Origin of the sequence: Microbulbifer variabilis ATCC 700307 (genome assembly GCF_000380565.1) — a bacterium.
Lineage (GTDB): Bacteria > Pseudomonadota > Gammaproteobacteria > Pseudomonadales > Cellvibrionaceae > Microbulbifer > Microbulbifer variabilis.
Window position 1 is genome coordinate 126,103 of record NZ_AQYJ01000025.1, and the last position, 24,725, is coordinate 150,827.

Consider the following 24,725-nt stretch of genomic DNA (forward strand, 5'->3'; position numbering starts at 1 on the left):
GCCGTAGTTATGGCGAGATCAGAAGCTGTAAGTCAGCCCCATGTAGGCGCGGCGGCCTGAGTAGGAGGAACCCAAGACCCTGTTTTCCTCGCCCCAATACCTATCCACCTTCTCTTCGGTGAGATTAATAATGGAGGCAGTAAGAGTAAGATTTTCCATCAAACTATAAGAAGCATTTACATCAAGTTGATCATACTCATCAGTAAATGTATTCACGCCGTTGCTATATCCATCCGCATAGGCGCTGCGATAATTGTAGGAAGCTCTCACACTGAAAAGGTCATTCTCGTAGTACACCGATAGGTTGTATTGATCTTTAGAAGTACCCGCAATTTCTGTTTTGATTGTTTCACCGCTTTCGAGGTCGAGGTTGGCCAGTTCGGTATCCGTATAGGTGTAGTTGGCTAAAACCCCAAAACCGTTATCAAAGGCATATTGCACAAACAGCTCGGCACCCTGGGCGGTGGCATCGGTGCCATTAACAGGCATCGACATGTTTACATTCCAAGTGTCACCATCGATTTCCCTGGTAACCAGGGAGCTGCCATTAATTACGAATGATGCAATATCCTTCCTGAACAAGGTCACTCCCATTGCGGAAGCATCGTCAAAGTACCACTCCAGGCCTAAATCAAACTGATCTGCCTTATAGGGTTCTAATTCGGAGTTCCCCGCAAATCCATCTCTCACAGTCGCTCCTGGCAATGGAGCGTGTATGGATTCAGAGCCACCGAGGTCATCATAATTCACTCGGGCAACAACCCTTGCGAGGGCTGCACGCATTACCAAATCATCGTTAATATCCCAAGCGATATTGGCGCTTGGCAGAAAATCGGTGTTACTGCTGTCGCGAATATTGGGCTCATCTTGCAAAACCCCGTCAATATTGTCATAAGTGCGGGCATATTGTTTGGTTTTTACCGCGCGAACACCAAAATTACCGCGCAAAGTGGCAGAGGTAAAATTCTGCTGTACATAGGCTGCAGTAACTTCCTCACCGATACGATAATCCTGGTCCCGCTCTACGATAACTGTAGGATCACCATAAGTCTCATAGAGAAACTCTTTTAGCTTCTCAAACTCCAGGTAGGCAAAGTTGGGCACTTTTACGCCACCAATAATATTGTCGAGTGGGCCACTGGAAAGGATATCAATCGTATCCGGAACGCCATTAGGGTCAGTGTGGAAAGAATCATTCGGCCACCAGGGATAACAGGCCCCCTCAACTCCGCCCCAATTAATAGTAGGGCACGGTAGGTTATCGTCGTCCCAGGATTGTTTGGTGATCCTACGATTAATTTCGTGATCGCGGTATTTAAGTCCTACATCAAGGGAAGTCAGCCAGCCGTAATCCATATCAATAGAAACATCTAGCTGGTAATAGTTTTCATCATCCTCACTGCTGGTCCAATGAGAAGAGAACCAGTCGTATAAGGGGTAAGTATTGGGATCTCCCAGATCGGCACTGGTATCAATCTCTGCTGTACCACTGCTTAGATCCCAGCTCCAGTCAGTCACAGTGCCATAGCGAGAGTTTACTGAGGCAAACAATTTCTCGGAAGGGCCGCCTTCCGCACTTGTGCTGCCCACAACCATTCGCACGCTATAGCCATCCCCCTGGTAAATAGCATTAAAGTCCAAGGTATCTGATACATACTCTGCTCGCGTGTAGTCACCGGCTACCTGAGGAGACTGCAATTCTGCCTGCCCTCTATCCAGCATACCAATACCGAGTAAGGTATCGCCATCTTCATCAAATTTAAGGCTACCGGGAGCAATTGCATTACCGTAGTTCCACTCAGGAAAAACAATACGATAATTCTCCGAATTACCACCCTGTTCAAAGCGAAAATAATTGACACCAAGCTCAAGTTGCTCAACCGGACGCCACTGGGCACTGAGCTGAATTCCCTCTCGGGTACGCTCCTCCTCAAAGACACTACCTACTACGGCTCTGGGTGCATAGAAATCTCGGTACTCATTACCGTCGATATCTACCATAGCCCCCCTGGCCTCTACGCCATCGTGCGGCTTTTCATCACCTTGCCATCCCCAGTTTTCTGTAGTGGTGCTAATCACCCGGTTCTGACGATCCTGCTTGGAATAACCCACTAATACACCAAAGGTTTCCTGATCATTTTTCCATGAGTAAAAACCTGTGTATTGTGGTTCATACTTTTCAGTGACATCCGCATAGGTTGTCTCAACTGATAGCATGCCCTCCCCCGCATCTAGATCCAGAGGTTTGCGGGTGTGCAAAATGACAGTCCCGCCGATTCCGCCTTCATCCAGCTTTGCCTCAGGGCTCTTATAAACATCTGTACGAGCAATCATTGTTGCTGGCAACAAAGAATAATCTAGTGAGCGTGACGGCTCATCTCCCGGAGTGGCAATATAGTTACCGTTAAGTTGAGTAAAAGTAAGTTCAGGGGCCGTACCACGAATACTTACCCGGGCACCCTCACCGCCACTACGGACAATAGAAACTCCCGGCACTCGCTGCAAGGCATCGGCTACGTTTTTATCGGGGAACTTGCCAATATCCTCAGCAGTAATTGAATCTACCACAGCATTAGAAAAACGCTTCACATCGAGGTTTTTCTCCATACTCTGGCGAATACCCATCACCTCTACTTCTTCGAGAACCAAGCTTTCCTCTTTTGCTTGCTCCGTATTCTGTGCTTGCGCCATACCAACAACACTAAATAACACCAGTGCGCTGGCAGATGTGCGTAATAGTTCCGCCCTACGATTTGTATAAAGGGTTTTCTCTTTCATTGCTGAGCATCTCTTTTATTATAATTCTCGAGCTTTCCGTACACCCTCTTGACTCGGCATATCCACATACCAAGCTCTCGGAATAACCCGGGTTTTAGGTCTGCCTGTCCCTGGCTTATTTTTATGAGCCCCCTTCCCTAGGGGTTAAGGCCATGTATCGCTATCAGCTATCCAGGCCAAGTCGCTTTAGTACTTCAGGCGGTGCTCCAGGGAAGCTGGCCATAGGTCTGTTACCCACATAGCCGATATCCGCCATACCTTCCTCGGTGGTATAGAAAGCGGTAGATACGAGAACCCTCACTTTGGCAAAGAAACGCGCACCGGCCTGGTATTCCGGCTTCGCGGTGCGAGTCCATTTGATGTCCTCACAGATGGCCGTTTTTTGAGATTCATTCAACTCGACAAATGCGCCTTGAAATCTGCGCCTGGACTCTCCCTCGAGCCAGACAATCCCACCGCGAATCGTGACAAGATCTGCTTTATTATTGGAATAAGGCGCACTCACGTATTCATTGATGTAATGCTGAGCACCAACAGAAGAGGCGCTCGGGGAAATTGCATCCGCGGGAATAATGACATCACAGAGCGCAGCCAGTACCGCTAATTCATTCTCATCTAGCTGCATTTCCCAAGGCACAACTGGATTAAGAAGATCTGGATCCGTGGGCGTCCCCTTGGCTAGCGTTTGTTTCGGAGCATCCAGGTTTTTAACTGCAGGTTTTGCCGTAGGTTTGTCCTCCCTCACTACAACCTTTTCAGCAACTTTCTCAGAGCAGCCAATTACCGGAACTGCAGCGGCGGTGGTGGCAATCAAACGCAGGGCATTACGGCGACCAAGGTTGGTTTTTTCCTCGCTCATCAGATATTCCTCTTCTTGAATTGGTCCACGATGTAGTCACAGGTACGCCAAGCCAGGGCCATAATGGTCAGGGTTGGGTTTTTATCGGCATTAGAAACAAAGGGAGCGCCGTCAGTTAGGAAGAGGTTGGGAACCTCCCAGGACTGGCAGTAAGGATTGAGCACAGAATCTTTTGGGTTGGAGCCCATGCGCGCGGTGCCGACCTCATGGATGATGGCACCACCGTTGATAATTGCCTTGGCACCATCAGTCTGTACAGTTGTGGTCACATTGCCGCCCATACCTTCGATAATTTCGGCAAAGGTTTTGTGCATGTGGGCAGCCTGATTAAGTTCCTGGTCACTCCATTTCCAGTGGAATTTCAGAACCGGGATACCCCACTGGTCGACCTGGTCCTTATCAATTTCACAGTAGCTGTCATCATTGGGGATCATTTCCCCACGGCCGTCGAACCAGACAAAGGAACCGTAATAACGTCGGCAGGCCTCTTTTAAATCCTTACCGTAGGCACCTTCGGTGAAATCACCCATACCGCCGAAGGCACCAGCTCCAGGCATACTGCGGCCACCACCGAATTCAATGTGATAGCCCCGAGCAAAATCCAAGTCTCCGCGCAACTGCTCTTTGTACAGCCACCAGGGCATATACATATGCATTGCCGACGCGCCATCTTCGTTATGAGCGGGCATGTTTTCCAGGGCTGGAATCTGGCCACCTACTCCCGCGCCCACAGTATCCATCAGGTATTTGCCTACAACACCACTGCCGTTGGCGAGACCGTCTGGGAATAAAGTGCTTTTTGAATTGAGAAGAATGCGTGATGTCTCGGCGGCACTGGCCGCAACGACAACTGCGCGGGCACTGGCAAACTTTTCCTGACGGGTGTTTTTATCAATGTAAACAACCCCGTTGGCTTTACCTTTCTTATCAACGGTAACTTCGCGCACCATTGCGTCAGTTATGATGTCAAGGTTGCCTGTGGCCAACGCAGGAGGCAGCAGTACTGTGGTGGACTGGAAGTTAGCCTTAATGGAACAACCGCGACCACAGGGTGTGGCCCAAAAACAGGCAGCACGGGATTTCATCGATTCACGGGTTACATCCTGGGCAAGCTTGTTATCGGGGAACAGTTTCTCCGGAATATTTTCATGGTCGAGGCGCTCACTGAGAATGGCCAAGTGTGAAGGGATCACGGGGATACCCAACTTGTCACATGCCTTTTTCGCCAACAGCTCGTAAGCGCGAGGGTTGGGGGGCGGCAATAATACGCCGTCGGAAGAATCCGGGGTATTTTCCAATCCCTCATTGGTGCCGTAGACACCAATGAGCATCTCGGTTTTATCGTAGTACGGAGCCAGATCTTGATAGCTGATAGGCCAGTCAAAACCGAGTCCATCCCTTGAGTACGGCTTAAAGTCGTATTCCCCCATGCGCAGCGAAATACGCCCCCAGTGGTTCGTGCGGCCACCTAGCATACGCGCTCGCCACCAGTCGAAACGCCGGCCTCTCTCCCGGGATCCCTGGGTATAGGGCTCGCCTGGCACCTGCCAGCCACCATCCACTGTCGCATCGTAAAAACCGAATGGCTTTTCCGGCGTGCTACCACCGCGCAGGGGGGCGTCTTTGGGCAGATTAAACATTGGGGTTTCCTTGACCGGGTCATAGGACCGCCCCGCTTCCAGCAAAAGTACCTTTAAACCTGCTGTGGCCAGCACATAGGCAGCCATACCGCCCCCTGCACCAGAGCCGACTATTAAGGCGTCGTACTCTTTATTCTCAATATCTTCACTCGCCATAACATCTCTCCTGCATGACCATTTATTTTTCTTCTGACCGGCTAAATTCCATCAATTGGGAAAATTTTTCTGTAACCGGTTACATTATTAGAATATTTTTCTGTTTGGATGAACAACTATCAAGTCTGAATTTTTAATTTATCGGTGTTAAAGACTGATTTCTTGAGGAAATCAGACATTAAAGTACATATTTTCAGGTTAGGTAAAATTAAAAATATGTAACCGGTTACATCTGTAAGTAAATTTTATCAATTATTTTCATTTAATTACGTGGACACCTCCATCTTCCTACCAAGATGTTCTAGCAACCGTTTTGTTGCCATAATTCCGTGGTCCTCATCTCCCGGCCCTTCAAATTCAATCCCAACATAACCCCGATAACCCGCATCGCGAATGATCCGTAACATTCGAGCAAAGTCCGTGTTGATTTCACTTCCCGCTGAATCGAACTCAAAGCTTTTGGCACTGATACCCTGGGCAAAGGGCATAAGTTGCTGAACTCCCAAATAGCGATCGTAATCTCCGAAGTTTCCAAAGTCCGGCAAACTGCCACAGTTGGGCATATCTACACGGTGAAGGACCTGTGACAGCCACTCCCCGTTAGATGAGTAGCCACCATGGTTCTCAACAATCACATTAATATTAAAATCCTGGGCAAATTCCGAAAGCGCGCGCAGCCCCTCAACAGATGCTTTAGCCACCTCTTCGCGACTCCCCTGTCCTGCGGCATTTACTCGTACAGAATGACAATCGAGATGTTTAGCCGCCTCGATCCATTTGTAATGGTTCTCTATCGCCTGCTTTCTCTTGCCTTTATCAGGATCACCCAGGTCGCCCTCTCCATCAACCATAATTAACAGACTGCGAACATTATGGTCTTCTGCCCTAGCCCTCATTGCGGTGAGAAACTTCAAGTCCTTTGCCTGATCTTTAAAGAACTGATTTACATACTCAACCGCTCCAATTCCAAAGACTTTGCGCGTTTTAACCGGAAAGTCCAGAACCTTGAGAGTACCACTTCGCAGTTGCCGATGCAGGGACCACTGAGCCAAGGAAATCTTAAAAAAGCTTTCACTTCCCGCGCTGTGGCTACGACCAACAAACCCCATAAAAGGGGCAGCCAGTCCCAAAGCTGCCAGCCTTGTGCTATTTGCCAAAAACCGCCTTCTATTGATAGTCATTACCGCTCTCCTATTTGGGAAAACTCTGCAATGGGTTTCGAGGGGTTATCGGTTGAAGCGCTACCCTCCCGGTTTCCTTGCAAAGAACGGCGAAAGCCACTGATTGCTCCCCCCAGATCTTCGCCCAAACGGCGAATCTTGCCGCTGCCAAACAATAAAACTGCAAGCACCAGTACTATCAGGATTTGCCAGAGACTGATTCCTGAAATACCCATTAGCTTATAGCTCCCGGATTTTTATATTGCGATACCAGACTTTATCGCCATGGTCCTGCAAAGCGATATAGCCACTTTCAGACCGCGCAAAATCAGGATAATTTGAGAACTTGCTGCCCGCCAAACGCTTGCCCCAATCTTCTGACCAAAGCTCGTAGCTAACAATCTTGTTGCCATTTAACCAATGTTCTACCTTGCCGTTCTCTACACGAATACGAGTTTGATTAAACTCTCCCGCAGGCTTAACGCTCTCTTCACTGGGCGCATACATATCAAATACTGAGCCGGCGCTGTGGCTTGGCTTTTCCAGATTGGGAAACGCGGCATTGTCCAACACCTGGTATTCCATGCCACTCATCCAAACTGGTGCATCTCCATCAGCGACGCGATAAATAATGCCGCTGTTACCGCCCTCAGAAATTTTCCACTCCAGCTGCAATTCAAAATCTGCAAACTGCTCAGCGGTTACCAGGTCCCCAGCCCCTCCCGCGGTCAATACCAGATTGCCATTAACAACCTGCCAGGCACCCCCAATCTGCGAGCCATTTGTTCCAGTCCAACCCTGTAATGTCTCACCATCAAACAGGTAACGCCACTCTCCATCCGCTTGTTTGACGCTCGACTCGGGCACCCGCTCGCAACCTGCAGCACCCAGCATCACTGCTGCTGCAATCGCTACGGATATTTTTGATCTGGTTTTAGTAAAGTTTTTCATCATTATTATCTCCACACCTATTGGCTGTTATCTAATCAGTGCCATGCTTTTCAGGGCAACGGTCCTTGGGAGCCTGCAGTTCTCAGTTGTCCCGACAAGAGGCTGTGCTTTCCCGCTCCACTAGCTCAAATGGCAAAATAGTCCGGCTGGATTTCAATGGCTTACCATCGATAATCAATCGCAGCGTTTCCATTGCGTAGCGGCCTAACTCCTCCGCGGGCTGGTTAATCGTGGTCAAAGGCGGATCTGTAAATTGGGAGAATTCAATATTATCGAACCCGGTAACAGACACATCTTCCGGCACCCTGAGGCCCATCCTCTTCACCTGATGCACTGCACCAATAGCCATCTCATCGTTCATACAAAAAATGGCAGTTGGCCGACGGGGAGTAGATAGCAAAGTCTCTGCGCCTTCCTGTCCAGATGTCATAGTGAATTCCCCATGAACAACCATTTCAGGATCAAGTCCTAACCCACGTTTTTTTAGTGCATCAGAAAACCCAGACAGTCTGTCTCGGACTATGGGGCTTTGCGAGGGCCCGGTAATAACCCCGATGCGGCGGTGCCCCATCGCCATCAAGTGACGCGCAACCTCCTGTGCCGCGCCATGGTTATCCAACTCCACCACCGGATACCGATCATCTTCTACTATGCGCTCACAGGCATTCACCAACGGAACAGATGCAGCCAGGTTCGCATCCTTCTCTGCAAACGGATAACGACTACCAAGCTGGATAACACCGTCCGCTTGGTTGGTTAACGCCATACCTGCATAAAATTGTTCATTGGTGGAATCCCCTTTTGTATCCCCCAGCAGCACCGAATAGCCTTGATCCTGCGCCGCTTTCTCAATTCCGCGAATGACCCGGGAAAAGAATGGATTAGCTATATTGGGAACTAATACCATCACTGCGAATGACTTTCCCGAACTGAAGTTCCGCGCAAGGAGGTTCGGCCGGTATCCGGCCTCCTCCACGGCTTTAAGCACCCGCTCTCTGGTTCGCGGAGAAACCATCTGCGGATCTTTTAACGCCCGGGATACGGTCGCGACCGATACACCGGAGCGACGTGCAACTTCGCGAATATTTGACATAGTTTCCTGCTAATTTCTTATTAGTAGGGGGTTATTTTCGCACAGACGGATATCATCTACTGGTTACCCGTAACTGCTGCTTCCGTTTTATTGGCTGTTTGCCTTCGATCCCACAGCCAAATAAAGGCAAAAATAGGGAGCAGGATAAGTGGGACTACTGCCAAAGACTGGAATGACTCTACAGAAGCGGTTGCCAATACCGCATCCAACTCATCCCCACTCAGCTTTTCAAAGGCCTCCAAGCCCCCCGCTGCCTCAATCTTGGCATTGTCAAAAATAGCCCCAAGCTTTGGCAGAACAAATTGGATAGACATACCGCCGGCAAAACCCAGCAACCCCAGAAACAATGCCCCTCCGCGCACAAAACGCTCGGAGACTGTGGCCAGCATAGTGGGCCACATATAACAAACACCAATGCCCCAGACAGTCGCTGCCAAAAATGCAGTTACTGGCGTCCTAGCCATACCCAGGCAATAGAGCCCAATTGCGGCAAGGAGACTGCTTAACCATAGAAGTCCGATAGGAGACAGTTTCTTTGCCAGCCGTCCGGCAAAGTGGCGCATCACAAACATCAACATACTGACATAAACAAGGATAAGGATACCCTTCATGCCAACTACTCGGGATAGGGTCAGGTCTACCCACTGCCCAGGGGCCAGCTCGGTTGCGGCGGTCAGCCACATACACACCCACAGCAGGATAAACATCGGCTGCTTGAATACCTCTTTAAACATTTCGCCATAACTGATACCGGAAGAAACCCGTTCAGTAACTGGGAAATCTGTTTTAGCCACAAGCCAGGCCATAACAACAGCCGGCAGTGCCAACACGACAAGGTTCAACTGCCAGGGAAGCTCGAGGGCAGAGATTGACAACCCCAGTAATCCTCCAACCACAATGCCCGCAGGCCACCAGGCATGTAGTACGTTTAAACGTTGCGTTTTATTATCTGGGTCGACTGCAGCAACCATAGGATTACTGGCTGCCTCCACGGCACCCCAGCCCAAGCCTGTCAGTAACAGGCCAGCTAGAACCAGACTCTCTACCCCCTCCCCTGGAGTCACCATAGATGCCGCAATAATAAGCAAACTGCCCAATACATAACCTATAGATGAGAGCATCAATATTCGCTTGATGCCGACCAAGTCCACAAGTGCGCTTCCAAATAGAAGTGTGAAAGCAAATCCAGCAAAGGTAATACCAATTGCTTCACCGAGCATAGTGGTGGAGTTAGCTAGGTCTATATGGTTATAGATATCTTCCTGCAAGTTAGTGGCTATCACCGTCCGCACAGCCATGCCCAAGCCAATCATAAAAATGGAGAGATTACCCACCAAGAATATTCTCTTGTTCTGGGGCGTTATCATCGTACTCATCTATCCAGTCTCCGCATGATTTATTGTTATTAATTGTTCACTTGGTTTGGCAAAATTTAATCCAACCCCAAAATCCGACGATTTCGCGCGCGATCTGTTTCTGCACCAGCAAAATCATCAAAGGCCTTCCCTGCCACAGTAATCAGGTGATCCTGAATAAATGGTGCACCCTCACTGGCCCCCTGCTGTTGATCCTTAATACAACACTCCCATTCAAGTACTGCCCAGCGATCGTAACCGTATTGGGTCAAGCGGCTGAAAATCCCGCGGAAGTCCACCTGACCATCGCCCAGGGAACGAAAACGGCCAGGTCTTTCAATCCAGGGAGCATACCCACCATAAACTCCAGCCCTACCACTCGGATTGAATTCAGCATCTTTCACGTGAAACGCCTTGATTCGTTCGTGATAGATGTCGATAAAAGCCAGGTAGTCCATCTGCTGCAAAAGCAGGTGACTGGGGTCATAGAGAATATTCGCTCTTGGATGGTCCTCCACTTCGTAGAGAAAACGTTCAAAAGTCAGCCCATCGTGCAGATCTTCACCGGGGTGGAGTTCATAACAAACATCAACCCCAGCACTGTCAAACGCATCCAATATGGGGCGCCACAGCCGACCCAATTCGCGAAAACCTTCTTCAACCAGCATTGCCGGGCGCTGGGGCCAGGGATAAAAAGTATGCCAAAGCAGTGCGCCAGAAAATGTAGCATGAGACTTTAGCTTTAGGTTCGCACTGGCCAGAGCAGCCAACATCAGTTGATTGCTTGCCCACTCGGCACGGGCTGGCAAGTTGCCTTGCACTTCCTCCGGGGAAAAAATATCCAGCATCTCTTTATACGCGGGATGCGCTGCAACCAGCTGGCCCTGCAAATGCGTGGACAGTTCTGAGATTTCCACCCCCGCCTTCTCACAGACCCCCAGAATATCGTCACAGTAAGCCTGACTATCGCTGGCCAGCTCGAGATCAAAGATGCGCTTGTCCCAAGTGGGAACCTGAATGCCTTTGTAACCCAGATCCGATGCCCAGCGGGCCATAGACTCCAGCGAAGCTGGTTGATCGCTCGGAGGGAGGAACTGGGCGAGAAATATTCCGGGCCCCTGAATTCTGGGTGCCTTCATTTATTCTTATCCTTTTTACTGCTGTACTTATTTACCTCTGCAACCAATCAATCCTTCCTGGGTGATCAGCTTGCTCCTTTTGAAAAAACACAGTGCTGCCTTTTCAAAAGTGGACTGGCACTGGGCCGACATCGACACCTCCCTGTGCCGTACTAACTGCCGGACTTCCACCCTGCCAGAGGTTCCTAACTTGTTTGAAAATGAATCGATACGATTTAGCTGTTTATTCCCAATATGGTGCCAGAGACACCCAAGAAGAGTTCGCGCGGCTGCTTTCCAATGCACCGCGTACAAATGCCATAGCTCGGACACCCGCATCAATATTCCCAACGACAGAACTATTTTTAATGGGCAATTCTTGCCGCCGGCATCGAACCTGGGCAGCAAAGTCGCGGTAAATATTCGCAAAGGCCTCTATATAACCTTCGGGATGCCCCTGCGGGGTGCGGCAAAGAGCTCGGACGTCGTCATCCAGGTATTCACAGTCTGCACCAGCCTTCAAAAAGGCCACTGGCTGACCCCTACGCTTTAACTGCAATTGGTTAGGAGATTCCTGCTCCCAGAACAGTGAGCCATGTTCGCAATAAACACTGATATTCAGGTTATTCCCTTCCCCACCACAGACTTGGCTGGCTGTAAGGGTGCCGCGCGCACCCTGATCTAATTTAAATAGCGCCGCGCCATCATCATCCAGCGCCCTTTTGTCGACTACCGATTGCAAGTCCGCACAGACCTCAGAGATACGCTGACCGGTAAAAAATTCGACTAGGTGGTGAGCGTGGGTACCAATATCGGCAAAACAGCCACTTTCTCCCGAGCGTGTGGGATCTGTTCGCCAACTGGCTTGTTTACTTCCGCTGGAGTCACCAGCCAATGCCAACCAGCCTTGTGGATAGGCAACAGTTACCCGGCGGACTTGCCCAAGCTCTCCCCTGGCTAAGATTGCCCTGGCCTGCGTCACAAGAGGATAAGCTGCATAGGTATGAGTCAAACCGTAGAGATGGCCACTCCGCACGACCTCGTTTTTGAGCGCAAGAGTTTCCTCAAGAGTGGAAGCGGCCGGCTTATCGGAAAGAACATGAAACCCCTCCCGCAGTGCAGCAATAGAGACTGGTAGATGTAAATCATTGGGTGTTACCACGGAAACAAACTCTATGCGCTCATCAACAGCACGCTGGGATTCCTCCAGAAACATCTGCTCATAACTCTGGTAAACGCGCTCGGGGTTAAGGCCCAACTTCTCTCCGCTGCTACGGCCACGCTCGGGATTACTGCTAAAACATCCCGCCACCAGCTCTATTTCACCGTCAAGGGAAGCAGCCATACGGTGGATTGCGCCAATAAAGGCACCCTCTCCACCACCAACCATACCCATTCTTATTTTTTTTCCCATACCACTTCCCATATAGCTGCCTCTGGCAACCAGGTTCTTATTGTTTTGGGTTTCTACCCGGCCAAATACCTTGCCTCCATACTCAGGCCTTGTACTTCTTCCAAGAACCCTTTCAGAAAATGTAACCGGTTACATTTGTTTTTAAGATACAGAAAAAACTTACAGTTGCAAGCGACAGTTTCATTGCATGTTGTTTATTTTCCCTAGAGAGCAGGGTACCAATATCCACCAGCGCAGAGGAGTTACACTGGTTTACTCATTCGAGGTGTTAATAATCAGTCGTGGTAACCCACTTTTCGGGCGAAGTCTTCCCAGGATTGCCAATTAAGCTCCTGGCTCTGCCACCTATTCTCTATCGGGTGGCCGATCCCCGGGCCTGGGGGTAATCCACTGTCGGCGCCCGGCTGGGGGTGGCAGCTTTTGAGCTTGGTACGCACCCACTTCCCAGCATCTTCAGCGACGTTAGCGGCCAATCCCCAATGGTTTGGCCACACTGCAAGGAAGTTTTGCAGACCAAAATCGTCCAGTTGATACGGAGTGGGATACTCCAACTGCACCAACAGATCACCATCTGGCCCTGGTGCATCAGTTTTCCAGCCTGCATATACCGACCACTGGCAGCCCTGCGCCCAGGCCTCAAAGGCCACCATCGCACTGGAAAGGCGCTTAAAAGATGCACAAAGTAAATCATTCTCTATTTCTGGTGGGATGCGCATATCGACAACACCCGCTTTGAACTTGGGAACTTCTGGGTTAAGTGTAAGAATCCAGAGCCCCTCCCCACCTTCCAGCGGGTGGTACATCACTATCAAGTCGATCAAGAAAGCTGAAACCGGGGGAATATTGGGACCGCGAGCCAAAAGCATATGCAGAGGCCGTACTAGCTGCGCATTTTGTACCTGCTCTTCCGCCACACCCAACTGCCGAATCACTTCTGCATTGCCCGCACCGCAGGCAGAAATCACAAGCTCTGGCCTTACTTCGCAAGAGCGGCCACCGATATCCAGGGCTACCTGTTCAATAGCTGAGCCCGCGAGCTGAAATGATGCCAGCCGTCCACTATAAATATGTTTTCTCATGGGCTCGCTGACACTGAGGTAGGCTGCGGCTCCATCGAAAACAAGATCATCAGGAAATCTGAACCTGCGATTTGGTGGTAAACCGTCCGGATCAAAGATCTCCGGCAATTCCACCTCCTCTGAGGGAATAGCCGCTCCAGCCCAGTTACCTTCAACTGTCTTTAGAAAGTCTGGAGTAAGCGCAGCATGGAAATCTGTTATTCGACTATTCACACCGCTATTAGCAAGTTCTTTGTGCCAATGCTGCGCGGCTGTCCTATAAATCTCAGCAGCTTGGGGGTTCGCGGCGTTCCAACCAGAGGAGAAGTAACCGTGGAAATGCAGAGATTCGGCATCACCCAACTCGTCATCGACCAGTATCACCGAATACTCTGGTATCAGCTGTCTAATCAGGGTTACTCCCTGAATCCCTCCACCAAGAATCAAAACATCAACAGGGATAGTCTGTGACATAGGTGAATCCATTTAAGTTGAAAGGAGTGACCTCAATAAGCCTTTTAAACTCTCTGTTGCTGGGTAAATAGTAGCCTGCCCTCTCCCTATCAATACTGAGTTCCCATCCTTCTTTCGGCCTAATACGAAGAATCTGTGAACTTAATGTGAAAAGTTCACCCCACTAGCAAATTAGTTAATCCGTTCCAGTTAACTCTCCGTAAAGAGGGGGTCGCTACGGCACTACAGCAGTAGTGATTGAACAAGCAATCAACAAGGAAGCGTAACTATGAATGGCTTTGCAAAAGGTTTGGGAATCGTTCTATTGGCTTTTGCTGCTCAGTTCTCTTGGGCGGAGGGAGATTCAGAGCTTGAGACAGTACCCTACGTGGATGTTCATCAGTATGTCGGTAAGTGGTATGAAATTGCCAGGCTTCCCCAGATATTCCAACCCGCATGCACCGCTGTAACCGCGGACTATGGGCTGAATGATGACGGCAGTATCAGCGTGTTCAACTTCTGTCGAATCCTGCACCCGAAATACGGGTTCCCTATTAGCGTGCAAGGCACTGGTGTTCCTATTGATGAAACCAATAGCAAACTTGCCATCTCATTCTTTAACGGCCAGTCCACTGGCGACTACTGGATATTGGAGCTGGACCCAAATTATCAGTGGTCACTGGTAGGTGATCCCGATCGCAGCAGCCTTTATCTACTGAGTCGATCTCCCCAGCTGGATGAGTCAATTATTGATGAGCTGCTTGGTCTTGCTGTCACTAAGCATGGCTACAATATCGATCACATCATAATGACTAAACAGCCAGCACATTAGGCTCTCTTTCATTAGCGCGTGGGCTTCTCCTGCTCACGCGCCCCGTTAATTTAATAAATTACATTAACTTCATTTAATTTATAATATTCATATAGTTATGTTGTATGTTTAATGTAATTTATAGGAAATAAAGGTAATTTTCCCTGGCTACCAGACTGACAGGTGGCACCCTACCCCCAGGAAATAGTCCTCCCCCCTGCAGAGCAGACAAACTCCCCGACTAAAAAATGATCAACCAAGACCCATCCAGCGGGTAGCCGTATGGCTCATCAGCTGCCAATCGACTGGAGTTCTGTGGGTGCACAAAAACCGGGGCTCGAGAGGGGTGACAGCAATCGCTGTCAGTTCAACACTATGGTTTACACCCCAGTGCCCAGTTCCACTAGACACCCGCGCACCAGAAGATGTATCAGAGCGGGACTATTAGCTGATCAACCCTGCGGCTCCTTTCTGACGCCTCCTGGGAGTTACTCCAGTTGACGTTCAGGGTGTACAACCGGGCGGTCAGATAGATCAGATTGACTATTTAGTGGTCGAAGTCAGCAGTGATTATGGTGATGACCATACATATCTGTCGTTCATAATTGAGAAAAAATGCCCTACGCGACAAGAAAAAGGGAAATCTATTTTGCTAAATCTGCCCAAAGCGGGAAGGATCCATCTCTGAATAGAGGTATTTCATGCCCTTCGGAGCTTTCAGCCTTTATACTTGTCCTAAGCTATAGGTCGCCAAGCCATAAAGGCTGGCCTCCTATGAAGTAGGACGTATAAAGAGACTCCCTATGCTTACCAATCGGATCGCCGCACTATTTTCCGGCTTCTTGGTCATTGGCCTGCTTTCCACAACCGCTCTGGCAGAGGCCGAGCGCCTGGCCCCAGAAAAGGACCAGGGCAGCACCGCCAGAGAGATAGTCAGCAAACTCGAAATGCTGCACTACAACAAAATAAAGGTCGGAGACGAAATGTCAGAAGACCTCTGGAATGAATACATTGATGCTTTGGACCCCACCAAAAGCTACTTCCTCAACTCAGACATCAATGAGTTTCGTGAGTGGCAAACCAGGATGGACGACCAGTTGCGCGCTGGTGACGTAAAAGCGGGCTTTGAGATTTACAATCGCTTCCGCCTGCGCATGGGCGATCGCCTCGACAATATTTTGTCCCAACTGGAGAAAGGCCTCCCAGACTTTGACTTCACTCGCGATGAGTCACTGGAACTTGATCGAGAGAAAAGTGAATGGCCGAAATCAATCAGCGCTGCCGATGACCTGTGGCGTAAACGCCTGAAAAGCAGCGTTCTGAACCTGCGTCTCACAGGAAAAACCGACGAGGAGATACGCGATCTTCTGGAGCGCCGCTATAAAGGCCAGAAGAAGCGTCTCGAGCAACAGAATAGCGATGATGTATTTGAGCTCTATATGAACTCACTCACACGCCTCTATGATCCTCACAGTAATTACCTGTCCCCGCGCTCATTGGAAAACTTCAATATGAGCATGTCCCTCTCGTTGGAGGGCATCGGTGCTGTACTTCAGGCAGACGAGGAGTACACCAAGGTGGCCCGCTTGGTTGCAGGTGGCCCGGCTGATCGCACTGGCAAAATAAAGCCCAACGACAAGATCGTGGGTGTTGGCCAGGACAAAGAAGGTGAGATGGTCGATGTCGTAGGCTGGCGCCTGGATGATGTGGTTGACCTGATCCGCGGTAAGGCCGGCACTTTTGTTCGTCTCGAAACTATCCCGACGGGCGGTGACGGCACTCACAAGACCATCCTGATCAAACGCAGCAAAGTGAAGCTGGAAGATCAGGCGGCTAAGAAAGCTGTGTTTGAATTCTCCGACGGTAGCCAAAACTACAAGATTGGCGTGATCAACCTGCCGACCTTCTATATAGACTTTGATGCCTATCGCCGCCGTGACCCCAACTACAAAAGCACCACTCGTGATGTGGCCAGGCTGTTGAGTGAACTGAAAGAGGAGAATGTCGATGGCATTATCCTCGACCTGCGCAACAACGGCGGTGGCTCGCTGCAAGAAGCCACCATGCTCACCGACCTGTTTATTGACCAGGGACCGGTGGTGCAAATCCGTCATGCCAATGAGCAAATTTCACGGCATAACCGCTCACGCTCCCGTGCTATGTATCGCGGCCCGCTGATGGTATTGATCAACCGCCTGTCAGCTTCTGCCTCTGAGATTTTTGCCGGAGCTATCCAGGACTACAACCGCGGTCTGGTTGTCGGTAACCAGTCGTTCGGTAAAGGTACGGTTCAAACCATGGCACCTCTGAAAGAGGGACAGCTCAAGATTACCCAGTCCAAGTTTTACCGCGTATCCGGTGACAGCACCCAACACGCCGGGGTAAAACCGGATATCCCCATGCCACAGCTGATTGACGCTGAAAGCGTTGGGGAGAGCGCTTACGATACCGCTCTACCCTGGGATCGCATCCATGCCGTGCCTCATGCAAAGTACTTCAACCTGAAGACTCTGATTCCAAATTTGATGACCAAGCACAACAAGCGTACGGCATCTGACCCGGACTTTATCTTCCTGCGCGACCAGTTCGAATTTGAGAGCGAGCGCGCTGATAAGAAGTACCTATCACTCAATGAGGTAATGCGCGAACAGGAACGTGAGAACGTAAACCAGCGCCTGCTCTCTATGGAAAACCGCCGCCGCAATGCGAAGGGTCTTGAACCCTACGAGAATTTCGAAGCTTACGAAGAAAGTGAGTCAGAAGATGTCGCAGCTATCGGTGGTCCGGTTGAGATCAAGCTCGAAAAAGATCCAATCTTGAATGAAGCCGGCTATATAATGGCGGACTTTATTGGGCTAGCCACTAAGGCCAGCAAGGCCCCGCCTCAAGTAGCGAACTTCTAATTTGTAGCAGGTGCGCCTTGCGTGCCTGCTCCGCTAGTAACTCCAGGTCGGGCAAGCCCGGCCTTTTTTATTTTTGGGGGAATAAATGAAAGTCGTTTCCTTTAACGTCAACAGCATTCGTACACGCCTGCATCAGATGGAGGCACTGGTAGACAGCCATAAGCCGGACATAATCGGCTTGCAGGAAACCAAAGTTACCGATGAAGATTTTCCGGTAGATGCAATCCGGGACCTTGGCTATGAGCTGATCTACTTTGGCCAGAAAACCCACTACGGCGTCGCCCTACTCTCACGCCTTCCCTTTGTCGATCGAGAGTACGGCTTCCCCACTGATGATGAAAATGCCCAACGCCGTATGGTTATGGGTAAATTTGATATCGGTGGCAAGGAGCCGCTGACAGTGATTAATGGCTATTTTCCCCAGGGTGAAAACCGCGAGCATCCGGTAAAATTCCCGGCCAAGCAAAAGTACTACGCAGACCTTGATACCTTTTTGCAAACCACCTGCAAACCCAATGCTCCAGTACTGGTAATTGGAGATATGAATATTTCCCCCAGTGATCTCGACATCGGTATTGGCGAGCCCAATCGCAAGCGTTGGCTTCGCGACGGCAAGTGCAGCTTTCTGCCAGAGGAGCGCGAGTGGCTGCAGAAAATCGAGGCATGGGGATTGGTGGACACTTTTCGTGCACTTAATCCAGAAACTAACGATGTGTTTAGCTGGTTTGATTACCGCAGCCGCGGGTTTGATCGCGATCCCAAGCGTGGTCTGCGTATCGACCTGATCATGGCTAGCAACCCTCTCATGGAAAAGTGCATCGCTACTGGAGTAGATTACGATATACGCGCTATGGAGCGCCCTTCTGACCACGCCCCGGTTTGGGCCGAATTTAAGCTCTAACCACCTTCTAATGAAAACCGGGATCTGTTCCCGGTTCTTTTCCTCTTTGAATATATGATTTTCCATATATAATAGAAAGAGATAAAGCTGGCAGGTGCAACGCTGTGAAGAAGCGGGTTTTGTTTATCTGTGCTGGGAACTCAGCCCGATCGATTATTGCTGAGGCGCTACTGCGTTATCACTCCGGGGCCTTCTTCGAAGTTGCCAGTGCAGGTACCAGCCCAGAACCCGTGGATATTCGGGCAATCAGCGCCTTGAAACGCTTTGGGATACCCATACAAGGATTGTATTCCAAGTCTCTGGATGAAGTATCCAACCAGAGTTTTGACTTGGTGATTACCCTGTGTGACAAAAGCCAAAGAGAGTATGTACCTTCGCCCACCCATAGCAAAATAATCGCTTGGGACTTTGAAGACCCGGCCACGCGCCATTGCTTCAATCCATTTTACACAACGGTGAGAGAGCTAAGCACTCGCATTAAATTGTTTGCCTTGGTGCAAACCAAAACTGCCAAAGCGGCCTGACAGAAGCCCGGGGAAAACTTTGAATCCAGTTCAGTTTTACAAGTGCCTTGCTGACGATACCCGCCTTCGCACCCTTCTATTAATCGCTTATGAAGGTGAGCTTTGCGTGTGTGAGTTGACCGCTGCCCTAGGCCTTAGTCAACCGAAAATTTCCCGGCACCTGGCCCTTTTACGCAGCGCGGATCTTTTACAAGACCGGCGTCAGGGACAGTGGGTTTTCTACCGTATCAATCCAGCTCTAAGCGACTGGACAAAAAATATCCTTCAAGACACTTTACAAGCAAACCAGCAGTTCATCGCCAAGGATCTACGGAATCTGTTCCAGATGGGGGAAAGGCCCGAACGTGCGAGTCTGTGTTGTTGATGGCCCTAACAGTACCCTATTAACTGTAAAAATTTGCCTGTATATATATGAATTTCCATATATATGGATTCAAGGAGAAATATAGATGACGATAAAAGTCGGAATCAATGGTTTTGGCCGTATTGGTCGATTGGTACTGCGCGCAGCATGGGACTGGCCGGACATAGAGTTTATTCAGATTAATGACCCCTCAGGCGACGCCCATACCCTGGCCCACCTCCTGAATTTCGACTCTGTCCATGGCCGCTGGCACAACACAGCGAAATCCACTGATCACACTATTGAAATAGATGGCCTCAAAGTAGCGTGCAGTGCGAATACCGAAATCTCCAAGACCGATTGGAGCCGCTGCGATCTTGTCATTGAAGCCTCTGGTAAAATGAAAACCTCTGCAATTTTGCAAGCGTACCTTGATCAAGGCGTAAAAAGGGTGCTTGTCTCTGCTCCTGTTAAAGAGGCCGGTGTGCCCAATATTGTCCTGGGGGTGAATCAGCATATTTACGATCCCGACAAACACCCTATTGCTACTGCCGCCTCCTGTACCACTAACTGTCTAGCGCCAGTTGTGAAAGTCATTCACGAAAACCTGGGTATTAAACATGGCTCCATCACGACCATTCACGATATTACCAATACCCAAACAATACTTGATGCCCCCCACGCAGATCTGCGCCGGGCCAGGGCTTGTGGAGCCAGCCTGATCCCGACAACTACAGGATCAGCCACAGCTATAACTGCGATTTTCCCTGAGTTGACTGGCCGGTTAAATGGCCACGCCGTACGTGTACCCCTGGCAAACGCCTCGTTGACCGACTGCGTTTTCGAAGTCGAACGCCCCACCACTGCCGAGGAAGTTAACCAATTACTGCAAACCGCCTCGAAAAGAGAGCTGAAAGATATTCTCGGCTATGAGGAGCGCCCTCTGGTATCGGTGGATTACAAAACCGACCCACGCTCCAGCATTGTCGACGCTCTCTCGACCATGGTGATCAATGGTACCCAGGTTAAAATTTATACTTGGTATGACAACGAGTGGGGGTACGCAAATCGTACCGCGGAACTAGCCCGGATGATCGGAAACATGGATCGCTGATTAAATCTGGGGAGCCTAGAAGCCAGCAATATTACAATATTGGTAAAGTTCATTTCGATGCAGTTACTTTCCTCTTTGCCCCTGCCAGTTCGCCAGTATTTGCTGGTAACTGGCAACTATTGGTCATTTACCTTGACCGATGGCGCCCTGCGAATGCTGGTGTTAATGCATTTCCACAAATTAGGCTATGCCCCGCTGGAAATCGCATTGCTCTTTCTTTTCTATGAATTGTTCGGGGTGATCACCAATCTTGTTGGAGGTTGGCTGGGTGCCCGCCTCGGCCTCAACCGCACCATGAACATGGGGTTAATGCTGCAGGTAATAGCTTTACTAATGCTGCTGGTACCCTCAAACCTGCTCTCTGTCCCCTGGGTGATGGGTGCCCAGGCCCTGTCAGGCATCGCCAAGGACCTCAACAAGATGAGTGCGAAAAGTGCTATCAAGTTGTTGCTCCCGGCACATGCCCAAGGTCCGCTCTACCGTTGGGTAGCCCTGCTTACCGGCTCCAAGAACGCCCTTAAGGGATTGGGATTTTTTCTGGGTGGGGTCCTGCTCGCTCTGGCGGGATTTCGCGGTGCTATCCTGATCATGGCCATATGCCTGGCAGGGGTTTGGATTCTCAGCAAGAAATTTCTTCGCAGGGATTTAGGAAAGGCTAAAGCCAAGAAGCGCTTTCGCGACGTATTTTCCAAGAGCCGAGCAGTAAACGCCTTAGCTGCCGCTCGGCTATTCCTTTTTGCTTCCCGTGATACCTGGTTTGTCATTGCCCTGCCAGTTTTCCTGGCGAGCCAATTTGGCTGGGGGCATTGGCAGATAGGCGCTTTCCTAGCGGTCTGGATAATCGGCTATGGAGCTGTACAAGCATTAGCCCCAAAAATCACAGCCAGTATTTCCCCGAAAGCCCCAGATGGCAGGACCGCCTTATACTGGTCAGCGGCACTGGCAATGGTCCCAGCAACAATAGCCTTGGCATTGCACTCCGGTATTCATCCCCTGCTTACAACCCTGTCGGGGCTGATGGTTTTTGCCTTCGTATTCGCAATCAATTCCTCACTACACAGCTATCTGATTGTCTCCTATGCGCGAGAAGATGGAGTTTCAATGGATGTAGGCTTCTACTATATGGCAAACGCCATGGGGCGCCTACTTGGAACCCTATTGTCCGGGTGGATTTTTCAGATAGCAGGAATTGAAGCCTGCCTGATAATTTCTTCTATATTCTTAATGGCAACTGCGCTGATATCCCTGGCTCTGCCAAAACAGGGAGATGAAGATAGCCCTGCCGCCACTGTTGTCAGCTAAGTGCAAATTGATTCCTCAAAGCCGACTAATTCAGCAACGGGATAGATCCTTCCCGCTGAATCACAGCCAGTGATCATCACCAAGGCACCAAACAAAGTAACTTTTGATGTTATCTGGATCCAACTCCACATACATCCCCCTGCAAAACACAAGCTCCAGACTTGCTATGGGCAAAATCAATCCATAAATCCGCAACTCTCCCAACGGATACCTAATCCATGGAAACTTTATTCATTAAAAGCCATTGAGCCTTAAAGGAAAGGACTTTATCGGGGCCAATGCTGACCAAGGAACAGTTGCCCCAACAGGCAATAAACCTGCAAGAGGGACACCTGGCGGATAAAGCTTCCACGTGTAGGGTAGGAAATCGGCCCGTATCTTTCCATGCCAAGTTAGCACCAATTTCTGCCATTGGCGGACATAAGCCTAAACCTCCCAAATCATCTACTCAGTGGGACTACCCCCTTCCCCGGCTATCTCTATCAATCGTCATACGTAATAGAGTTCGATCTTTCTTGATAAAGTGATGATACGAAGCGGCCAATACATGCCCGAGGATTAGCAGCCAAACCAGCCACTCACCCAAGACCTCCTTATGGATAAAGTCCACCGGCTCCTCAAATTGTTCAAAAGTCATACCAAGACCATTCTGTACCCATGAACCAAAGAGCCAAGTATCAGCAAACTTGGGGATTTCAAACAAGAAGAAGTAATCCGTGTTGACCCCCGTACCCAGATAGCCGGTCAATGGAGTGATGATCATTATCAGATATAAAGCATAATGGCCAATATGTGCTGCTACATGTTCCAAGCGAGAGCCGGGCTCCAGTAATGGTGCTGGATTCATCAACCTCCATAAAATACGGAGAACAACCAGTGTACCTATGGTTACTCCAATAGACAGGTGAAACTGCAAAGCGACCAAGTTCTCAGGGGTTTCCTCTTGAGTGAACCATTATCGATAGTAAACGCTGATATAGGAGCCAAGGAAGAAAAGGGCAATGGACCAGTGAAGCCACTTGGCTATTGAGCCGTAGCTATGATCGCTGTTTCTAAGGGGCATCAATCACTACCTATCACAGAGTAATTCTCACAAGATAGTAGTTCGTACTACCCAATAGCAACTGGAGAATTTAGGACAAGATATTCAAATTTTTGAATAGATAGGAGCATCCAGTTCCTTCCCCACTCCCTGTTACCGTTCGCCAGCTATATAAGCCACTCATCCTACTTTTATCACAGGAAAAAAATCCGCCCCTAGAATGCCACTCATTCAGTGAAACAGCACAGGCAAAACACTTATGCAAATTCTGCAATCTGGCATAAATAGCGTTAAATTGGGATTAAAATCTCTTATCCTCGCTACAAGCCTATCTTCCACTTACGTCATGGCTGGAGGTATCGATGGTATCTGGAAAGCAACTTTTCAGGTTGCTAACGAAGAAACGCTACCAGTAGTAATTCATATTGACCAAGAAAATGGCGATTGGACAGGCGTATTGGATAGCCCCTCCCAAGGTAAATATGGAATGGAGATGTCTACGTTAGAGATAAGATCGAATAGTATCGCATTCGAAGTGGAAGACTTACATATCAAGTATGAAGGTGCATACAATAATGACGTTGACCTGATCTTTGGTACCCTCACTCAAAGAAAATCATTGCCTCTAAACTTTAGAAGGGCAGCTGACGGTACTAGTGATACACCTGAAAACCGTCCCCAGACACCAAAACTTCCTTTTCCATACGCTGTCGAGGAGGTTAGTTTTAAAAATAAAACAGCCAATATCACCCTGTCTGGAACACTGACAAAGCCTACATCCACTGTTAAAGCAACTGCGGTTCTTATTAGCGGTTCCGGCCCCCAGGATCGGGACGAAACCCTATTCGGGCATAAACCATTTGCAGTAATCGCCGATTACTTGACACGCCAGGGTTACGCAGTCTTAAGGTATGATGACCGTGGAATTGGTGAGTCTACCGGGGATTTTTTTACGGCAACTAGCGCAGACTTCGCCAGCGATACCAGCGCTGCAGTTGACTACCTCAACAGCCGCAGCGATCTTCCCAAGGGCAAAGTCGGTTTAATTGGACATAGCGAGGGAGGCATGATAGCTCCCATTGTTGCCAGCAACCGTGAAGATATCGCATTTGCTATCTTGCTTGCCGGTCCAGGTGTTAAAATACCACAACTTCTCGTGGATCAGTGGTATAAGGATAGGAAATTTAATGGTTTAGATAAACAAAAGCTCAAAAAACTCCGCGAGTTAGACAAAGAAATTTTCAGCCTGATTAGCCAGCTAGAGGAGAAAGAGACTATCAGCGGGGAGATTCACCAACTCCTCCTCAAGAGCGCCAGACTCGAGGGAAACCAGGATGACGAACTGGAGGCAGAAGTTGAGCAATTAAAGAGGCAATACTCTACACCTTGGTTTCGGTATTTTCTCAAGTTCAACCCTGAGCCCTATTTAGAGCAAACAAAGGCCCCATTACTGGCTCTCAATGGCTCTCTGGATTTTCAAGTAAATGCGAAGATGAACTTGAACAATATGCATAGAGTTTTAAGCAGGACAGGTCACCCCGACTTTCAAACTTTCGAGCTCGAACAGATGAACCACCTGTTTCAAATAGCAAATAAAGGCTCCTCTTCTGAATATGCTGAAATAGAGGAAAGCTTCTCTCCAAAAGCCCTGAAGATAATGTCTTCATGGTTAAACGAGCGCTTTGGCTTAAATCCTTAGTAGTAAAATGCGGCTCCTGCTTAAGGAGCCGCATTGCCAATATGTAAAATT

The 24,725-nt window shown here is 49.4% G+C and carries 19 protein-coding genes and 1 pseudogene; 8 read left to right on the top strand and 12 right to left on the bottom strand.

Annotated features, from left to right (window positions below; genetic code table 11):
* Window positions 1-18 precede the first annotated feature (18 nt).
* The 11 genes from G367_RS0109275 to G367_RS0109330 form a co-directional block, all read right to left on the bottom strand.
* Complete coding sequence (locus G367_RS0109275; protein WP_020412847.1) at window positions 19-2,778, bottom strand: TonB-dependent receptor; 2,760 nt, start codon at window positions 2,776-2,778, stop codon at window positions 19-21.
* A 163-nt stretch (window positions 2,779-2,941) separates the two neighbouring features.
* Window positions 2,942-3,637, bottom strand: a complete 696-nt coding sequence (locus G367_RS25025; RefSeq protein ID WP_020412848.1) for a gluconate 2-dehydrogenase subunit 3 family protein — start codon at window positions 3,635-3,637, stop codon at window positions 2,942-2,944.
* Window positions 3,637-5,433, bottom strand: coding sequence for a GMC oxidoreductase (locus G367_RS0109285; protein WP_020412849.1), 1,797 nt, complete (start codon window positions 5,431-5,433; stop codon window positions 3,637-3,639). The genes G367_RS25025 and G367_RS0109285 overlap by 1 nt, the downstream gene beginning before the upstream one ends.
* A 266-nt stretch (window positions 5,434-5,699) precedes the next feature.
* Window positions 5,700-6,614: a sugar phosphate isomerase/epimerase family protein gene (locus G367_RS0109290; RefSeq protein ID WP_020412850.1), complete on the bottom strand. Its 915-nt coding sequence runs from the start codon at window positions 6,612-6,614 to the stop codon at window positions 5,700-5,702.
* Complete coding sequence (locus G367_RS0109295) at window positions 6,614-6,829, bottom strand: twin-arginine translocase TatA/TatE family subunit (protein ID WP_020412851.1); 216 nt, start codon at window positions 6,827-6,829, stop codon at window positions 6,614-6,616. The genes G367_RS0109290 and G367_RS0109295 overlap by 1 nt, the downstream gene beginning before the upstream one ends.
* A 4-nt stretch (window positions 6,830-6,833) precedes the next feature.
* Window positions 6,834-7,547, bottom strand: coding sequence for a 3-keto-disaccharide hydrolase (locus G367_RS0109300; protein WP_020412852.1), 714 nt, complete (start codon window positions 7,545-7,547; stop codon window positions 6,834-6,836).
* 79 nt (window positions 7,548-7,626) lie between these two features.
* Window positions 7,627-8,637: a LacI family DNA-binding transcriptional regulator gene (locus tag G367_RS0109305; protein WP_020412853.1), complete on the bottom strand. Its 1,011-nt coding sequence runs from the start codon at window positions 8,635-8,637 to the stop codon at window positions 7,627-7,629.
* Between the two features lie 56 nt (window positions 8,638-8,693).
* Window positions 8,694-10,013 carry an MFS transporter gene (locus G367_RS0109310; RefSeq protein WP_051089493.1) on the bottom strand — a complete coding sequence of 440 codons (1,320 nt, stop codon included), beginning with the start codon at window positions 10,011-10,013 and terminating at the stop codon, window positions 8,694-8,696.
* A 56-nt stretch (window positions 10,014-10,069) separates the two neighbouring features.
* Window positions 10,070-11,131 (bottom strand): sugar phosphate isomerase/epimerase family protein, encoded by a 1,062-nt coding sequence (locus tag G367_RS0109315; protein ID WP_020412855.1) that lies wholly within the window; start codon window positions 11,129-11,131, stop codon window positions 10,070-10,072.
* Window positions 11,132-11,354: 223 nt separating this feature from the next.
* Window positions 11,355-12,524 carry a Gfo/Idh/MocA family protein gene (locus tag G367_RS0109325; protein ID WP_245556680.1) on the bottom strand — a complete coding sequence of 390 codons (1,170 nt, stop codon included), beginning with the start codon at window positions 12,522-12,524 and terminating at the stop codon, window positions 11,355-11,357.
* Window positions 12,525-12,799: 275 nt separating this feature from the next.
* Window positions 12,800-14,056, bottom strand: a complete 1,257-nt coding sequence (locus G367_RS0109330; RefSeq protein ID WP_020412858.1) for an FAD-dependent oxidoreductase — start codon at window positions 14,054-14,056, stop codon at window positions 12,800-12,802.
* 268 nt (window positions 14,057-14,324) lie between these two features.
* Between G367_RS0109330 and G367_RS0109335 the strand changes: the two genes are divergently transcribed.
* From G367_RS0109335 to arsJ, 7 genes are all read left to right on the top strand, one after another.
* Window positions 14,325-14,867 (top strand): lipocalin family protein, encoded by a 543-nt coding sequence (locus tag G367_RS0109335; RefSeq protein ID WP_020412859.1) that lies wholly within the window; start codon window positions 14,325-14,327, stop codon window positions 14,865-14,867.
* 782 nt (window positions 14,868-15,649) lie between these two features.
* Window positions 15,650-17,749, top strand: a complete 2,100-nt coding sequence (locus tag G367_RS0109340) for a carboxy terminal-processing peptidase (RefSeq protein ID WP_020412860.1) — start codon at window positions 15,650-15,652, stop codon at window positions 17,747-17,749.
* 85 nt (window positions 17,750-17,834) lie between these two features.
* Window positions 17,835-18,650 (top strand): exodeoxyribonuclease III, encoded by an 816-nt coding sequence (gene xthA / locus G367_RS0109345; RefSeq protein ID WP_020412861.1) that lies wholly within the window; start codon window positions 17,835-17,837, stop codon window positions 18,648-18,650.
* A gap of 104 nt (window positions 18,651-18,754) precedes the next feature.
* On the top strand, window positions 18,755-19,174 hold the full coding sequence (locus G367_RS0109350) for an arsenate reductase ArsC (RefSeq protein WP_020412862.1): 420 nt from the start codon (window positions 18,755-18,757) through the stop codon (window positions 19,172-19,174).
* A gap of 19 nt (window positions 19,175-19,193) precedes the next feature.
* A complete protein-coding gene (locus G367_RS0109355) occupies window positions 19,194-19,538 on the top strand; it encodes a metalloregulator ArsR/SmtB family transcription factor (RefSeq protein WP_020412863.1) in 345 nt (114 codons plus the stop codon).
* Between the two features lie 85 nt (window positions 19,539-19,623).
* Complete coding sequence (locus G367_RS0109360; protein WP_020412864.1) at window positions 19,624-20,631, top strand: ArsJ-associated glyceraldehyde-3-phosphate dehydrogenase; 1,008 nt, start codon at window positions 19,624-19,626, stop codon at window positions 20,629-20,631.
* A gap of 57 nt (window positions 20,632-20,688) precedes the next feature.
* Complete coding sequence (arsJ, locus tag G367_RS0109365; protein WP_020412865.1) at window positions 20,689-21,933, top strand: organoarsenical effux MFS transporter ArsJ; 1,245 nt, start codon at window positions 20,689-20,691, stop codon at window positions 21,931-21,933.
* 457 nt (window positions 21,934-22,390) lie between these two features.
* On the opposite strand, the pseudogene G367_RS23470 reads toward arsJ, so the two are convergent.
* A pseudogene (locus G367_RS23470) lies at window positions 22,391-22,861 on the bottom strand (cytochrome b); the annotation flags it as partial.
* A gap of 373 nt (window positions 22,862-23,234) precedes the next feature.
* On the opposite strand from G367_RS23470, the gene G367_RS0109380 reads away from it, so the two are divergent.
* The gene (locus tag G367_RS0109380; protein WP_020412868.1) at window positions 23,235-24,674 is read left to right on the top strand and encodes an alpha/beta hydrolase family protein; all 1,440 of its coding nucleotides are present in this window, start codon (window positions 23,235-23,237) and stop codon (window positions 24,672-24,674) included.
* Window positions 24,675-24,725: the final 51 nt, after the last annotated feature.

Bases quoted from the DNA above. Each gene is read 5' to 3' on its own strand.
- G367_RS0109310 (WP_051089493.1), bottom strand. From the start codon at position 10,013: ATGAGTACGATGATAACGCCCCAGAACAAGAGAATATTCTTGGTGGGT.
- G367_RS0109295 (WP_020412851.1), bottom strand. From the start codon at position 6,829: ATGGGTATTTCAGGAATCAGTCTCTGGCAAATCCTGATAGTACTGGTG.
- G367_RS0109335 (WP_020412859.1), top strand. From the start codon at position 14,325: ATGAATGGCTTTGCAAAAGGTTTGGGAATCGTTCTATTGGCTTTTGCT.
- G367_RS0109305 (WP_020412853.1), bottom strand. From the start codon at position 8,637: ATGTCAAATATTCGCGAAGTTGCACGTCGCTCCGGTGTATCGGTCGCG.
- G367_RS0109285 (WP_020412849.1), bottom strand. From the start codon at position 5,433: ATGGCGAGTGAAGATATTGAGAATAAAGAGTACGACGCCTTAATAGTC.
- G367_RS0109275 (WP_020412847.1), bottom strand. From the start codon at position 2,778: ATGAAAGAGAAAACCCTTTATACAAATCGTAGGGCGGAACTATTACGC.
- G367_RS0109360 (WP_020412864.1), top strand. From the start codon at position 19,624: ATGACGATAAAAGTCGGAATCAATGGTTTTGGCCGTATTGGTCGATTG.
- G367_RS25025 (WP_020412848.1), bottom strand. From the start codon at position 3,637: ATGAGCGAGGAAAAAACCAACCTTGGTCGCCGTAATGCCCTGCGTTTG.
- G367_RS0109330 (WP_020412858.1), bottom strand. From the start codon at position 14,056: ATGTCACAGACTATCCCTGTTGATGTTTTGATTCTTGGTGGAGGGATT.
- G367_RS0109315 (WP_020412855.1), bottom strand. From the start codon at position 11,131: ATGAAGGCACCCAGAATTCAGGGGCCCGGAATATTTCTCGCCCAGTTC.
- G367_RS0109340 (WP_020412860.1), top strand. From the start codon at position 15,650: ATGCTTACCAATCGGATCGCCGCACTATTTTCCGGCTTCTTGGTCATT.
- G367_RS0109300 (WP_020412852.1), bottom strand. From the start codon at position 7,547: ATGATGAAAAACTTTACTAAAACCAGATCAAAAATATCCGTAGCGATT.
- arsJ (WP_020412865.1), top strand. From the start codon at position 20,689: ATGCAGTTACTTTCCTCTTTGCCCCTGCCAGTTCGCCAGTATTTGCTG.
- G367_RS0109380 (WP_020412868.1), top strand. From the start codon at position 23,235: ATGCAAATTCTGCAATCTGGCATAAATAGCGTTAAATTGGGATTAAAA.
- G367_RS0109325 (WP_245556680.1), bottom strand. From the start codon at position 12,524: ATGGGAAAAAAAATAAGAATGGGTATGGTTGGTGGTGGAGAGGGTGCC.
- G367_RS0109290 (WP_020412850.1), bottom strand. From the start codon at position 6,614: ATGACTATCAATAGAAGGCGGTTTTTGGCAAATAGCACAAGGCTGGCA.
- xthA (WP_020412861.1), top strand. From the start codon at position 17,835: ATGAAAGTCGTTTCCTTTAACGTCAACAGCATTCGTACACGCCTGCAT.